The organism is Streptomyces sp. NPDC052043 (assembly GCF_044548235.1).
In the GTDB taxonomy this organism is placed as follows: Bacteria; Actinomycetota; Actinomycetes; order Streptomycetales; family Streptomycetaceae; genus Streptomyces.
Genome location: NZ_JBIUBT010000007.1, coordinates 199,571 through 215,944, shown reverse-complemented (window position 1 = coordinate 215,944; position 16,374 = coordinate 199,571). Strand labels below are relative to the sequence as shown.

Genomic DNA, 16,374 nt, shown 5'->3' with positions numbered 1-16,374 from the left:
TGAGCGCCGGCCTGATGCCGGCGGTGCGGCGTGCGGCGGGTTTCGGCGGGTACGGGGGCTGGGCCGCGGGCCGCCGAAGCGGCCCGCCGGGTGGATCAGTTGAGGCCGAGTTCGTCGTCGAGGAGCGCGAACATGTCCTCGTCGGACGCCTCGTCCAGGTCCTCCTTCGAGGTGTCGTCGCCGGACGCGTCCGTACGACCCAGCTCGGCCCACTTGGTCCTGAGGACCTCGATCCGTCCGGTCACCCGACGGTGCTCCTCCGCGTCGTCGAGACTGAGTCCGGCGATCGCCTTCTCCAGCGCGTCGAGCGCCGAGAGCACCGACCCTGCGCCCGCCGCGTCGTCGGTGACGAGCTGTCCGCGCACGTACCGGACGACGTCGGCCGGCGTCGGGTAGTCGAACAGCAGCGTCGCGGGCAACCTCAGACCGGTGGCGGCGTTGAGCCGGTTGCGGAACTCGACCGCGGTCAGCGAGTCGAAGCCCACTTCCTGGAACTGGCGCTCCCGGCCGACCGCCGTGCCGTCCCGGTGCCCGAGCACCGCCGCCGCCTGTCCACGCACCAGGGTGAGCAGCACCTCCTCCTGCTCCTGCGCGCCCAGCCCGGCAAGCTGTCGGGTGAGCGTGTCCGCGGACGGCACCGCGCCCTGGGCCGCGGCCCGCCGCGCGGGCACCCGGATCAGGCCGCGCAGCAGCGCGGGCACCTCCCCGCGGGCCCGCAGTACGGCGAGGTCGAGCCGGACCGGCAGCGCCAGCGCCCGGTCGCCCGCGACCACCGCGTCGAACAGGGCGTGGCCCTGCTCGACCGTCAGCGGCGGCATCCCGGAACGCGCCAGGCGGTCGGCCTCGGCGTCCGAGAGGGTGCCCGTCATGCCACTGTCCTGCTCCCACGGGCCCCACGCGAGGGACACGCCGGGCAGCCCGTCGGCGCGGCGCCGCGCCATCAGGGCGTCCAGGAACGTGTTGGCCGCCGCGTAGTTGGCCTGCCCCGCACCGCCGAACACGCCGGCCACGGACGAGTAGACGACGAACGCGTCCAGGTCCAGGCCGAGGGTCGCCTCGTGCAGGTGCCACACCGCGTCCGCCTTGGGCCGCAGCACCGTGGCGAGGCGCTCCGGCGTGAGCGAGCCGACCACACCGTCGTCGAGGACACCTGCCGTGTGGATGACCGCCGACAGCGGACGGTGCTGCGGCGCCGCCGCGACCAGCGCGGCCACGGCCTCCCGGTCGGCGACGTCGCACGCCCGCACGGTGACCTCGGCGCCCATCTCCTCCAGTTCGGCGACGAGCTTGCCCGCGCCGTCCGCCTCAAGCCCCCTGCGGCTGGCGAGGATCAGGCTCCGCACGCCGTGCGTGGCCACCAGGTGCCGGGCGAGGAGCCGGCCGAGACCGCCGGTGCCGCCGGTGACCAGGACGGTTCCCGTGGTCCGGAACGTGCCGGACGTGCCGTCCGCCGTGACGCCGGAGGCGGGCTCCGGCTGTGCGGCGCCGGTACCGGTGTCCAGCCGGGCGAGGCGGGCGGCCACGACCTCGGTGCCGCGCAGCGCGAGCTGCGGTTCCCCGGCACCGGCCGTCAGGGCCCCGACGAGCCGGGCGGACGGGTCCGCCGCGACCGGATCGAGGTCGAGCAGGCCGAAGCAGCCGGGGTTCTCCGACTGCGCGGAGCGCACCAGGCCCCAGACCGCGGAGGCCGCGAGGTCCGCGATTCGGCCTCCGCCCACGCCGCCGTCCAGGCCGCCGTCCACGGCGACCGCGCCGCGGGTGACGAACACCAGCCGCGAGGCCGCGAGCGCCTCCTCGCCGGACCACTGCTGCAGGAGCGCGAGCACCCGCGCGGTGACCTCCCGGACCGCGCCGGGCAGGTCCCCCGCGGCGGCCGGGGGTCCGGCGACCGGGACGAGCACCGTGTCCGGTACGGCGGCCTCGGACGAGGCCGTGAGCGCGGTGAGGTCGGCCGCTGTGACGGCCGTGAGGACGGTACCGGTGAGCGCGTCGGTGAGACCGAAGGGGTCGTCCCCGAGGACCGCGACCGACGCGGGCTGAGCGGCCCCGGTGTCGGCCACCGGCAGCCAGTCGACGCCGAACAGGGTGTTCTGGTCCTCGGCCGCGGACTTCAGCTGGTCACCGGTGACGGTGCGGGTGAGGAGCCGGTCCACGGTGACGACCGGCGCACCGGCCGGGTCCACCGCGTGCACCGAGAGCGCGTTGTCGCCCACGGGGGCCAACCGCACCCGCAGCGCCGAGGCGCCGGAGGCGTGCAGCGCGACACCCTCCCACGAGAACGGCAGGGCACCTCCCCCGTCGCCCTCCTCACCGCCGGTGGCGGCCAGCATCGTGGCGTGCAGCGCGGAGTCGAGGAGCGCCGGGTGCAGACCGAACTCGGCCGCCTCGCCGGTGCCCTCCTCGGGCAACGCGACTTCGGCGAACAGTTCCGCACCTCGGCGCCACACCGCGCGCAGCCCCTGGAAGAGCGGTCCGTACGCGAATCCGGCCTCGGTGAACGCCTGGTAGCAGTCCTCGGTGTCGAGCGACTCGGCGTCCCGCGGCGGCCAGACCTCGGTGTCGAAGCCCTGAGCCGGTGCGGTGGCGCCGGCTGCCAGGACACCGGCCGCGTGCTGTGCCCACGCCGACTCGTCGGCGCCTTCGAGGCGCGAGTACACCCCGACCACACGCCGGCCGGAGTCGTCCGGGGCGGCGACGGCGACCTGCACCTGGAGCGCGCCCCGCTCGGGCAGCACCAGCGGCGCGGCGAGGGTCAGTTCCTCGACCCGGCCGCAGCCGACCTCGTCACCCGCGCGAACCGCCATCTCCAGCAGGGCCGTGCCCGGCAGCAGGACGGTGCCCATCACGACATGGTCGGCCAGCCACGGGTGCGAGGTGAGCGACAGACGGCCGGTGACCAACACGCCTTCATCTGCGGCAAGCTCGACGGAGGCACCGAGCAACGGGTGCTCGGCGGAGCCGAGACCGGCGGCGCGAACGTCCCCGGTGGCGGCGGCCCGGCCGGTCGGCCAGAACCACTGGTGCTGGAAGGCGTACGTCGGCAGGTTCACCCGGCGGGCACCGGTACCGGCCAGCAGGTCCTGCCAGCCGCCCCCGATCCCCCGCGTGTACAGACCGGCGCGGGCCAGCAGCGCGGTCGTCTCCTCGTCGCGGTCCTTGCGCAGGACCGGGATGGTGAGGGCGTCGTCGCCGGTGAGGGACTCCTGGGCCATCGCGGAGAGGACTCCGTCCGGACCCAACTCCAGGAACGTGGTCACCCCTTGCTCCTCGAGCGTGGTGACGCCGTCGGAGAAGCGGACGGCCTCACGGACGTGGCGCACCCAGTACTCGGGCGAGCACAACTCCTCGGCCGTGGCCGTGGAACCCGTCAGGTTCGACACCACCGGGATCTCCGGGGCGGCGTAGGACAACTCCTCGGCCACCGCACGGAACTCCTTCAGCATCGGGTCCATCAGGGGCGAGTGGAAGGCATGGGACACCCGCAGCCGGGTGGTCTTGCGGCCCTCCGCCTCGAACCGTGCGGCGACCTCCAGTACGGCGTCTTCGACGCCCGAGACGACCACGGACGTGGGCCCGTTGAGCGCGGCGATCGACACCTCATCGCTGAGATGCGGAGTGGCTTCGCCCTCGGTGGCCTGGACGGCCACCATGGCACCACCGGTCGGCAGCGCCTGCATCAGACGACCACGAGCAGCCACCAAGCGGGCGGCGTCCTGAAGGGTGAACACTCCGGCCACATGAGCCGCCGCGATCTCGCCGATGGAGTGGCCGGCCACGAAGTCCGGCGTCACACCCCACGATTCCACAAGGCGGTAGAGAGCGACCTCGACTGCGAAGAGCGCGGGCTGAGTCCACCCGGTCTCATTCAGCAGACCGGCGTCCTCACCCCACATCACCGCACGCAGCGAACCACCCAACTCACCGTCCAGAACGGCAAGTACGGCATCCAGGGCCTCGGCGAACACCGGGAACCGGCCATACAGCTCACGCCCCATCCCGAGTCGCTGCGAACCCTGACCCGAGAACAGCGCCGCCGAGCGACCAGAGGCCACCGTGCCCGAGACCGCCGCCGGGTCGGTCGCGCCCGCCGCCAGGGTGGTGAGGGCGCGGACCGTCTCGTCCTGCTCACCGGCCAGCACCACCGCACGGTGGGCGAACAGCGAGCGGGTGACGAGCAGGGAGTGGGCCACGTCGACCGGACGCGGTACCGGCCCTTCGGTGACCGCGGTGAGCAGGCGGGCGGCCTGGCCGCGCAGCGCCTCCGGTGTCTTGCCGGAGAGCACCCACGGAACCACCGCGGGCTCCAGCACCTCACCGTCCGGTGCCGAGGCACCCACCACGGTGCCCTGGATCACCTTCGCCGGCTGCTCCAGGATCACGTGGGCGTTCGTACCACTGATGCCGAAGGACGACACACCCGCGCGACGCACATGCTCCGTCTCGGGCCACGCCGTCTGCTCAGTGAGCAGCTCCACCGCGCCCTCGGTCCAGTCGACGTGCGAGGACGGGGCATCGACGTGCAGGGTGCGCGGGAGCACACCGTGCCGCATCGCCATGACCATCTTGATGACACCGGCGACACCGGCCGCGGCCTGGGTGTGACCGATGTTCGACTTCACCGAACCCAGCAGCAGCGGCTGCTCCGGATCACGGTCACGACCGTAGGTCGCAAGCAGCGCCTGCGCCTCGATCGGGTCACCCAGCGTCGTACCCGTACCGTGCGCCTCGACGACATCGACATCACCCGTCGACAGTCCGCCACTGGCCAGCGCCTGGCGGATCACCCGCTGCTGGGACGGGCCGTTGGGGGCGGTGAGACCGTTGGAGGCGCCGTCCTGGTTGACGGCGGAGCCGCGCAGCACGGCGAGGATGTCGTGGCCGTTGCGGATCGCGTCGGACTGCCGCTCCAGCACCAGCATGCCCACACCCTCGGACCAGCCGACACCGTCCGCCGAGTCCGAGAACGCCTTGCACCGCCCGTCGGGTGACAGACCCCGCTGGCGGGAGAACTCGACGAAGGTGCCCGGGGTGGAGATGACCGTCACACCGCCGGCCAGGGCGAGCGAGCACTCGCCCGACCGCAGTGCCTGTGCCGCGAGGTGCATCGCCACCAGGGAGGAGGAGCACGCGGTGTCGACCGTGACCGCAGGACCCTCGAAGCCGAAGGTGTACGAGACCCGGCCGGAGGCCACGCTGCCCGCGCTGCCCTGGCCCTGGAGGCCCTCGAACTCCTTGCCGCCGAGGATGGAGCCGTAGTCGCTGTACATCACCCCGGCGAACACGCCGGTCGCGCTGCCCCGCAGACCGACCGGGTCGATACCGGCCCGCTCGATCGCCTCCCACGACGCCTCAAGCAGCAGGCGCTGCTGCGAGTCCGTCGCCAGCGCCTCCCGCGGGCTCATCCCGAAGAAGTCGGCGTCGAACTCCCCTGCGTTCTCCAGGAATCCGCCGGAGCGGGTGTACGACGTGCCGAGGTGCTCGGCGTCCGGGTCGTAGACCGAATCGATGTCCCAGCCGCGGTTGACGGGGAAATCCGTGATGGCGTCCGTGCCTTGGAGCAGCAGTCGCCACAGGTCCTCCGGCGAGGCGACCCCGCCCGGGTAGCGGCAGGCCATACCCACGATGACGATCGGGTCGTCGGTCGTGGCGGGCAGCTGCTTCACCGGGAGTGCGAGTGCCGACTCGGGCTCGGTGCCGAAGAGTTCGTCGTGCAGATGGTGCGCGAGCGTGGCCGCGTTCGGGTAGTCGAAGACCAGCGTCGCGGTCAGGCGCAGTCCGGTGGCCGCGCTCAGCCGGTTGCGCAGTTCGACCGCGGTGAGCGAGTCGAAGCCGACGTCACGGAACTGGGCCGCGGCGTCCACCGCCGCGGCGTCGGCGTGTCCGAGGACCAGGGCCGCCTGGGTGCGGACCAGGTCGAGGAGCGCCTCTTGACGTTCTACGGCCGTGAGCACGGTCAGGCGTGCCACGAGCCCGTCGGCGGTGACGGTTCCGCCCGCGACCGTGCGCCGGGTGCGGGTCCGGACGAGACCGCGCAGTACCGCGGGTACTTCGCCGCGTCCGGCGAGCGCCGCCAGGTCGAGCCGGACCGGGACGACCAGGGCGGTGCCTGTGGCGTCCTCGGTACCGGTACCGGTACCGGTACCGGTACCGGTGCCGGCCGCGAGCGCCGCGTCGAAGAGGGCGAAGCCCTGCTCGGCCTCGAGGGGCGGCATCCCGGCCCGCGCCAGCCGTTCGGCCTCGGCGTCCGAGAGGGTTTCCGTCATGCCGCCCGTCTGGTTCCAGGGGCCCCAGGCCAGAGACAGACCAGGCAGGCCGGCCGCACGGCGGTGCTCCATGAGCGCGTCCAGGAAGGCATTGCCGGCCGCGTAGTTGGCCTGGCCGGCGTTGCCGAAGACACCGGCGACGGACGAGAACACCACGAACGCGTCCAGGTCCAGGTCGCGGGTGGCCTCGTGCAGGTTCCAGGCCGCGTCCGCCTTCGGGCGCAGCACCCGGGCGAGCCGCTCCCCGGTGAGGGAGCCGACGACACCGTCGTCGAGGACGCCCGCCGTGTGCACGACCGCGGTGAGCGGGTGCTCCGGGGGGATGCCGGCAACCAGGGCGGCCACGGCCTCCGGGTCGGCGACATCGCAGGCCTGGACCGTCACCTCGGCACCGTGCGCGATGAGCTCGGCGGCAAGTTCCGTGGTTCCGGGGGCGTCACCGCCGCGCCTGCTGACCAGCAGCAGGTTGCGGACCCCGTAGGCGTCGACGAGGTGCCGGGCGAACTGGGCGCCGAGGCCGCCGGTGCCGCCGGTGACCAGGACCGTGCCGTCGGACTGCCACGCGGTGGGCTCGGTGGTGTCGGCGGGGCGGGCAAGTCGGGCGAGCCGGGCGGCGTGCGGCCGGCCGTCGCGCAGCGCGAGCTGCGGTTCGGCGGAGCCGAGCGCCGCGGCGAGGGCGGTGGCGGACTCGGGGGTCCCGTCCAGGTCGACGAGGCCGAAAGCGCCGGGGTTCTCAGTCTGGGCCGAGCGGACCAGACCGTGGACGGCCGCGGCGCCGACGTCCTTGGCGTCGACCGCGCCACGCGTCACGAAGACGAGGCGGGCGCCGACGAGCCGGTCGTCGGACAGCCGGCTCTGGACGGTGTCCAGCACGTCGGTGGCGAGCCGGTGTGCCGCCTCGGAGGCCGGTTCGCCGTCGTGCGAGGCGACGCCGAGGACGATCACGTCCGGTGCGGGCCGGTCCGCGGCGACCGTCCCGGCCACCAGAGCGGCGACGTCCGGGTAGGTCCGCACGGTCGTACCAGCTCCGGTGAGTACGGCGGCGAGCCCGAGCGGGTCGCCGTCGGTGCCCAGCACCGCGACGGTCGCGGGGGCCGCCTCGGATGCCTGGACCGGGGTCCACTCGACGCCGAAGAGCGCGTCGCGCAGCAGCGCCTCGGTGCCCGAAGTGCCGAGTCCGGTGGTGCTCCGGGTGACCAGGGAGCCCACCGAGACGACCGGCGTGCCGGACGGGTCGACGGCGCTGAGGGACAGCGTCCGGTCGCCGGTCGGCGTCAGCCGGACGCGGAGCGCCGTGGCGCCGGAGGCGAGCAGCGAGACGTCCGTCCAGGAGAACGGCAGTCCGGCCGTGCCACCGTCGGCGGCCGGGGCCAGCAGCAAGGCGTGCAGCGCGGAGTCGAACAGGGCCGGGTGCAGACCGAAGCCGGCGGCCGTGTTCTCGGTCCCCTCGGGCAGAGCCACCTCGGCGAACCATTCGTCGCCGCGACGCCAGGCAGCGCGCAGCCCCTGGAAGAGAGGGCCGTAGCCGAAGCCTGCCACGGCGAACTCCTCGTAGCACCCGTCGGCGTTGACGGCCTCGGCGCCCTCGGGCGGCCATACGGCGGTGTCGAAGGCTGCGGGGGCCAGCCGGCTGCCGGCGGGGGCCAGCACACCAGCGGCATGCTGCGACCAGGCGGTGTCGCCGGTGCCTTCGGGGCGTGCGTACACGCCCACGACGCGGCGGCCGGCGGCGTCGGGTGCCTCGACGGCGACCTGGACCTGAACGGCGCCCCGCTCGGGCAGGACCAGCGGCGCGGTGAGGGTCAGTTCCTCGACCCGGTCGCTGCCGACCTCGTCGCCGGCGCGGATCACCATCTCAAGAAGGGCCGTGCCCGGCAGCAGGACAGTGCCGTCGACGGCGTGGTCGGCCAGCCAGGGGTGAGAGTGCAGCGCCAGGCGACCGGTGAACAACACGCCCTCGCCTGCGGCGAGTTCGATGGCGGCACCGAGCAGCGGGTGCTCGGCGGAGCCGAGACCGGCGGCGCGGACATCGCCGCCGCCGAGCGGGGGCGCGGGCCAGAACCACTGGTGCTGGAAGGCGTACGTCGGCAGTTCCACGCGGCGTGCGCCGGTACCGGCGAACAGCGCGGACCAGTCGATCCGCAGTCCGCCGACGTGCAGTCGGGCGAGCGCGGCAACCGCGGTGGCCTCTTCTGCCGTGTTCTTGCGCAGGACCGGGATGGTGACGGCCTCGTCGCCGGTCAGCGATTCCTGGGCCATCGCGGAGAGGACTCCGTCAGGACCCAACTCCAGGAACGTCGTCACCCCCTGCTCCTCGAGCGTGGTGACGCCGTCGGCGAAGCGGACCGCCTCACGGACGTGGCGTACCCAGTACTCGGGCGAGCACAACTCCTCAGCCGTGGCCAGGGAACCCGTCAGGTTCGACACCACCGGGATCTCCGGGGCGCCGTACGACAACCCCTCGGCGACCGCCCGGAACTCTTCCAGCATCGGGTCCATCAGCGGCGAGTGGAACGCATGCGACACCCGCAGCATCGTGGCCTTGCGGCCCTCCGCCTCGAACCGCGCCGCAACCTCCAGTACGGCACCTTCGACACCCGAGACGACCACCGACGTGGGTCCGTTGACGGCGGCCACCGACACCTCGTCGCCGAGGTACGGGGCGATCTCGTCCTCGGTGGCCTGGACAGCCACCATCGCACCAACGGCCGGGAGCGCCTGCATCAGACGGCCACGAGCGGCCACCAGGCGGGCGGCGTCCTCCAGCGAGAACACTCCGGCCACATGCGCGGCAGCGATCTCACCGATGGAGTGACCGGCCACGAAGTCCGGCCTCACACCCCACGACTCCACCAGACGGTAGAGAGCGACCTCAACGGCGAACAACGCAGGCTGAGTCCACCCGGTCTCATGCAGCAGACCGGCGTCCTCACCCCACATCACCTCCCGCAGCGAACCACCCAACTCACCGTCAAGGACAGCGGCAACGGCATCCAGGGCCTCCGCGAACACCGGGAACCGGCCATACAGCTCACGACCCATACCGAGCCGCTGCGAGCCCTGACCGGTGAACAGCGCCGCCGAGCGACCGGTGCGGGCCGGGCCGGATACCGCCGCGGGGTCGAGCTCGCCCACCGCGAGGGCCGCCAGGGCACGGGCCGCGGTGTCCGCGTCGGTGGCGAGGACGACCGCGCGGTGCTCGAACAGCGACCTGGCGGTGACGAGGGAGGAACCGACGTCCACCAGCGGACGGTCGAGGTCTGCCTCGACCGAGGCGAGCAGCTTCGCCGCCTGGCTGCGCAGCGCCTCCGGCGTCTTGCCGGACAGCACCCACGGCACCACCGCGGGCTCCAGAACCTCAGCGTCCGGTGCCGAGGCACCGACCACGGTGCCCTGGATCACCTTCGCCGGCTGCTCCAGGATCACGTGGGCGTTCGTACCACTGATGCCGAAGGACGAGACACCCGCGCGACGCACATGCTCCGTCTCGGGCCACGCCGTCTGCTCAGTGAGCAGCTCCACCGCGCCCTCGGTCCAGTCGACGTGCGAGGACGGGGCATCGACGTGCAGGGTGCGCGGGAGCACACCGTGCCGCATCGCCATGACCATCTTGATGACACCGGCGACACCGGCCGCGGCCTGGGTGTGACCGATGTTCGACTTCACCGAACCCAGCAGCAGCGGCTGCTCCGGATCACGGTCAGGGCCGTAGGTCGCCAGGAGCGCCTGCGCCTCGATCGGGTCACCCAGGGTGGTACCCGTACCGTGCGCCTCGACCGCGTCGATCTCCTGGGCGGAGAGTCCGCCACTGGCGAGCGCCTGACGGATCACCCGCTGCTGGGACGGGCCGTTGGGGGCGGTGAGACCGTTGGAGGCGCCGTCCTGGTTGACGGCGGAGCCGCGGACGACCGCGAGGATCTGGTGACCGTTGCGGATCGCGTCGGACTGGCGCTCCAGGACCAGCATGCCCACGCCCTCGGACCAGCCGACACCGTCCGCCGAGTCCGAGAACGCCTTGCAGCGACCGTCGGGCGACAGACCGCGCTGCCGCGCGAAGTCCACGAACACGGCAGGCGTGGACATCACGGTCACACCGCCGGCCAGGGCGAGCGAGATCTCACCCGAGCGCAGCGCCTGCATCGCCCAGTGCATCGCCACCAGCGACGACGAGCACGCGGTGTCCACCGTGACCGCCGGACCCTCGAAGCCGAAGGTGTACGACACCCGGCCGGAGGCCACGCTCGGGGAACTGCCGCTGCCCTGGAAACCCTCGAACTCCGGGCTCGCCAGCATCGCGCTGTAGTCGCTGTACATCACTCCGGCGAACACACCGGTCGCGCTGCCTCGCAGGCGGTCGGGGTCGATGCCGGCCCGCTCGATCGCCTCCCACGACGCTTCCAGGAGCAGGCGCTGCTGCGAGTCCGTCGCCAGCGCCTCGCGGGGGCTCATCCCGAAGAAGCCGGGGTCGAACTCCCCCGCCTCGTGCAGGAATCCGCCGGAACGGGTGTAGGACGTACCGACGTTGTCGGGGTCCGGGTGGTAGAGGTTCTCCACGTCCCAGCCACGGTTGACCGGGAAGCCGGAGACGGCATCCGTGCCCTCGGTGACCAGGCGCCACAGGTCCTCGGGCGAGGCCACCCCGCCCGGGTAGCGGCACGCCATGCCCACGATCACGATCGGATCGTCCGCCACGGCCGCCGTGCCGCGCTGCACGACCTCCGCCTCGACCTCGGTGCCGAGAAGCTCGTCCAGGATGAAGTCGACCAGGACCTCGACGGTCGGGTAGTCGAACACCATCGTGGCGGGCAGACGCAGTCCGGTGACCGTGTTCAGGCGGTTGCGCAGCTCGACCGAGGTGAGCGAGTCGAAGCCGAGGTCCCGGAAGGCGCGCGCGGGGTGGACGGCCGTGGCGTCGGCATGGCCGAGGACCAGGGCGACCTGGCCGCGGACGAGGTCCAGGAGTACTTCCCGGTGTTCGACCGCGTCCAGGGCGGCCAGCCGGTCACGCAGACCGGCCGCCGTCGCCGAGCCCGCGACCGCCGTACGGCGCGAGCGGCCCCGGATCAGCGAACGGAGCAGGGGCGGCACCTCGCCCTGACCGCGCAGGGTGGGCAGGTCGAGCCGGACGGGTACGAGGGTGGCGTCATCGGTGGACAGGGCGGCGTCGAAGAGGGCCAGACCCTGCTCGACGGTGAGCGGGGGCACTCCGGAGGCCGCGAGCCGCTCGAGCTCCGCGTCGGAGAGCGTGCCGGTCATGCCGCCGGTCCCGGTCTGCTCCCAGGGGCCCCAGGCCAGCGACAGCCCCGGCAGGCCGGCCGCACGCCGGTGCTCCATCAGCGCATCCAGGAACGCGTTGCCGGCCGCGTAGTTGGCCTGGCCGGCATTGCCGAAGACGCCGGCGACGGACGAGAACACCACGAAGGCGTCCAGGTCCAGGTCGCGGGTGGCCTCGTGCAGGTTCCAGGCCGCGTCCACCTTCGGACGCAGCACGCCGGAGAGTCGTTCCGGGGTGAGGGAGGCGACCATGCCGTCGTCCAGGACACCGGCGGAGTGCACCACCGCCGACACAGAATGCGCGGCCACCAACTCGGCCACCGCCGCACGATCCGTCACATCACACGCCACGACCGTGGCACGCGCACCCGACTCCGCCAGCTCCGCCACCAGCTCGGCCGCACCCGCGGCCGCACCACCACGACGACTGACCAGAACCAGCTCACGCACCCCGTACTCGGCCACCAGATGACGCGCCAGCACCGCACCCAGACCACCGGTACCACCCGTCACCAACACCGCACCCTCCCCACCGAACGCGGACACCGCGTCGGTGGCGGGAGCGGGGCGACGGACCAGACGGGCCGCACGGAGTTCGTCGTCCTGGAGACGGAGTTGGGGTTCGTCGCCCAGGAGAGCGGCGAGCGGGAGCGGACGGGTGGTCTCGGGGTCGAGGTCGATCAGACCGAAGCAGCCCGGGTTCTCGGACTGCGCGGAGCGCACCAGGCCCCAGACCGCGGCGGCCGCCAGGTCATGGCCGGTGGTCGCGCCCCGGGTCACGAAGACGAACCTGGTGGCGGCGTGACGCTCGTCCTCCAGCCGGGTCCGCACCAGCTCCAGCACCTGCCGGGTGAGGGCATGGGTGACGGCCGGGGTGTCGGCCGTGTCCTCGTGCTCCTGGACGGAGACGGGCAGCAGCACCAGGTCGGGCAGCTCGCCGTCGTCCGTCAGGGAGGCGCGCCGGCCGATCTCGGTGCCGGCCGCCCTCAGGCTCTCGACGAGCCCGAAGGGGTCCGCACCGACGATCTCCGCCGTCGGCTCCGCGGGCTCGGCCGGGGTGACCGCCGTCCCCGTGACCGGGGTCCAGTCGAGACGGAACAGGGAGTCGCGGACGAGTGCCGCGGCGGAGCTGAGCGCCTCCGCGGACACGGCGCGCATGGTGAGCGCCCGGACGGCGGCCACGGGGGTACCGGTGGTGTCGGCGACGGCCAGCGTCAGCGTGCCGTCGGTGTCGCGACCGAGTCGGACACGGACGGACGAGGCGCCGGAGGCGAGCAGCGAGACGCCGTTCCAGGAGAACGGGACGCTGCCGGTGGTGCCGTCACCGGCCGGGGCGGCGAGCCAGGCGGCGTGCAGACCGGCGTCGAGCAGGGCCGGGTGGAGGCCGAAGCTCTCGGCTTCCTTCTGTGTGCCGTCCGGCAGAGCGATCTCCGCGAACACCTCGTCGCCGCGGCGCCAGGCGGCCCGCAGGCCCTGGAAGGCGGGACCGTAGGCGAAGCCCTCGGCCTCACGTGCCTCGTAGAAGCCGGTCAGGTCGACGGACTCGGCGTCCGCCGGCGGCCACACCGTGGCGTCGAACGGTGCGGCGGCCGTCGGGAGCCCGGTGGCGAGGACGCCGGTGGCGTGCTGGGTCCAGGGGGCGTCGGTGGACTGCTCCGGGCGCGAGTGGACCGTGACGGTCCGGCGTCCGGCGGCGTCCGCGGCGCCCACCCGTACCCGGGTGCGGACCGCGCCCTGCTCGGAGAGGACCAGCGGGGCGGCCAGGGTCAGTTCCTCGACGTGGTCGCAACCGACCTCGTCGCCCGCGCGGAGGGCCAGTTCCAGCAGGGCCGTGCCCGGGAGCAGGACGGTGCCGTGGACGGCGTGGTCGGCCAGCCACGGGTGCGAGTGCATCGACAGGCGCCCGGTGAAGACCATGCCCTCGTCCTCGGCGAGTTCGACGACCGCGTGGAGCAGCGGGTGGGCTGCCTCGCTGATGCCGACGGAGTTGACGTCCGTGACACCGCGCTTACCGGCGGGCCAGAAGGGCCGGTGCTGGAAGGCGTAGGTCGGCAGTTCGAGAGGGCGGGCGCCGGTGGGGGCCAGGAACCCGGCCCAGTCGACGCGGGTGCCGGTGGTGTGCAGCCGGCCGAGGGCGGCCAGGGCCGCGCGCTCCTCGGCCATGTTCTTGCGCAGGACCGGGATGGTAATGGCCTCGTCGCCGGTCAGCGACTCCTGGGCCATCGCGGAGAGAACTCCGTCAGGACCCAACTCCAGGAACGTCGTCACCCCCTGCTCCACGAGCGTGGCCACCCCGTCCGCGAAACGAACCGCCTCACGGACGTGACGCACCCAGTACTCGGGCGAGCACAACTCCTCAGCCGTGGCCGGGGAACCCGTCAGGTTCGACACCACCGGGATCTCCGGGGCGGCGTACGACAGCCCCTCCGCCACCGCACGGAACTCGTCCAACATCGGGTCCATCAGCGGCGAGTGGAACGCATGGCTCACCTTGAGTCGGGTGGTCTTGCGGCCCTCCGCCTCGCATCGCGCGGCCAGTTCCAGTACGGCGTCTTCGGCTCCCGAGACGACCACGGAGGTGGGTCCGTTGAGTGCGGCGATCGACACCTCGTCCGTGAGGTACGGGGCGACCTCGTCCTCGGTGGCCTGGACGGCCACCATCGCACCGCCAGCCGGCAGTGCCTGCATCAGACGGCCACGAGCGGCCACCAGGCGGGCGGCGTCCTCCAGGGTGAACACCCCGGCGACGTGTGCGGCAGCGATCTCACCGATGGAGTGGCCGGCCACGAAGTCCGGCCTCACACCCCACGACTCCACCAACCGGTAGAGAGCGACCTCAACGGCGAACAACGCAGGCTGAGTCCACCCGGTCTCATGCAGCAGACCAGCGTCCTCACCCCACATCACCTCCCGCAGCGAACCACCCAACTCGCCGTCCAGAACGGCGAGAACGGCATCCAGAGCCTCCGCGAACACCGGGAACCGGCCGTACAGCTCACGCCCCATCCCGAGCCGCTGCGAACCCTGACCCGAGAACAGCGCGGCACGACGGCCCGATGTCTGGGTGCCGGTGACGACGGAGGGGTGGGCCTCGCCGGACGCGAGGGCGGCCAGGGCGTGCACCGTCTCCTCGTGCTCGGTGGCCAGCACCACGCCGCGGTGGGTGAACAGGGAACGCTGAGTGGCGAGGGAGAACGCCACATCGGCGGGGCGCAGTTCGGGCGTCAGCTGGATGTGCGTGAGCAGGCGGGCGGCCTGGTCGCGCAGTGCCTCCGGCGACTTGCCGGAGAGCACCCACGGGACCACCGCGGGCTCCACCGCATCAGCCTCCGGCACCGAAGCGGCGACCGCGGTGCCCTGGATCACCTTCGCGGGCTGTTCCAGGATCACGTGGGCGTTGGTTCCGCTGATGCCGAAGGAGGAGACGCCGGCGCGGCGCACCCGGTCCGTCCCGGGCCACTCGGTCTGCTCGGTGAGCAGCTCGACGGCACCGGCGTTCCAGTCGACGTGCGAGGACGGCTCAGTGATGTTGAGGGTGCGGGGCAGCACGCCGTGGCGCATCGCCATGACCATCTTGATGACACCCGCGGCACCGGCCGCGGCCTGCGTGTGGCCCAGGTTGGACTTCACGGAGCCGAGCAGCAGGGGACGGTCCTCCGGGCGGTCCTGACCGTAGGTGGCGATCAGGGCCTGGGCCTCGATCGGGTCACCCAGCGTCGTACCCGTGCCATGCGCCTCGACGACGTCCACGTCGCCGGTCGAGAGTCCGCCGCTGGCGAGGGCCTGGCGGATGACGCGCTGCTGGGACGGGCCATTGGGGGCCGTCAGACCGTTGGAGGCGCCGTCCTGGTTGACGGCCGAACCACGGACCACGGCAAGGACGCGGTGGCCGTTGCGGATCGCGTCGGACTGCCGCTCCAGCAGGAGCATGCCGACACCCTCCGCCCAGCCGACACCGTCCGCCGAGTCCGAGAACGCCTTGCACCGCCCGTCGGGCGACAGACCCCGCTGGCGGGAGAACTCGACGAACGCGGTGGGCGTCGACATCACGGTCACACCGCCGGCCAGGGCGAGCGAGCACTCGCCCGACCGCAGTGCCTGGGCGGCCCAGTGCAGGGCCACCAGGGAGGACGAGCAGGCCGTGTCGACCGTGACCGCGGGACCCTCGAAGCCGAAGGTGTACGAGACCCGGCCGGAGGCGACGCTGCCCGCGCTGCTGCCCTGGAAGCCCTCGAACTCCTCGCCGCCCAGCAGGTCGCCGTAGTCGTGATACATGACGCCGGCGAACACACCGGTCGTGCTGCCGCGCAGGCTCTGCGGGTCGATACCGGCCCGCTCGATGGCCTCCCACGAGGCCTCGAGCAACAGACGCTGCTGGGAGTCGGTGGCCATCGCCTCACGCGGGCTCATGCCGAAGAAGTCGGCGTCGAAGTCCGCGGCGTCGAGCAGGAATCCGCCGGAGCGGGTGTACGACGTGCCGGTGTGGGCCGGGTCCGGGTCGTACAGGGAGTCGACGTCCCAGCCGCGGTTGGCCGGGAAGTCGGAGATGGCGTCGGTGCCCTCGCTGACCAGGCGCCACAGATCCTCGGGCGAGGCCACCCCGCCCGGGAAGCGGCAGGCCATACCCACGATCACGATCGGATCGTCCTCCGTCGTCGGCAGCAGCCGGACGGGGGTGAGCGTCTCGGCTTCAGCACCGAAGAGTTCGGTGAGCAGGTGGTCGGCAAGCGCGGACAGCGTGGGATGGTCGAAGATCGCCGTCGCCGACAGACGCAGACCGGTCGCGGTCCGCAGACGGTTGCGGAGTTCGACCGCGGTGAGGGAGTCGAAGCCGAGG

General features: G+C 72.8%; 1 protein-coding gene (running past one end of the window). It reads right to left on the bottom strand.

The window, feature by feature from the left end; translation table 11 throughout:
- Positions 1-95 precede the first annotated feature (95 nt).
- Positions 96-16,374, bottom strand: the 3' portion of a protein-coding gene (locus tag ACIHCX_RS19640; RefSeq protein ID WP_400031028.1) for an SDR family NAD(P)-dependent oxidoreductase. Its footprint extends 15,518 nt past the window's final position; 16,279 of the gene's 31,797 nt are visible here — the last part of the coding sequence; its start codon lies beyond the right edge, outside the window; the stop codon is at positions 96-98.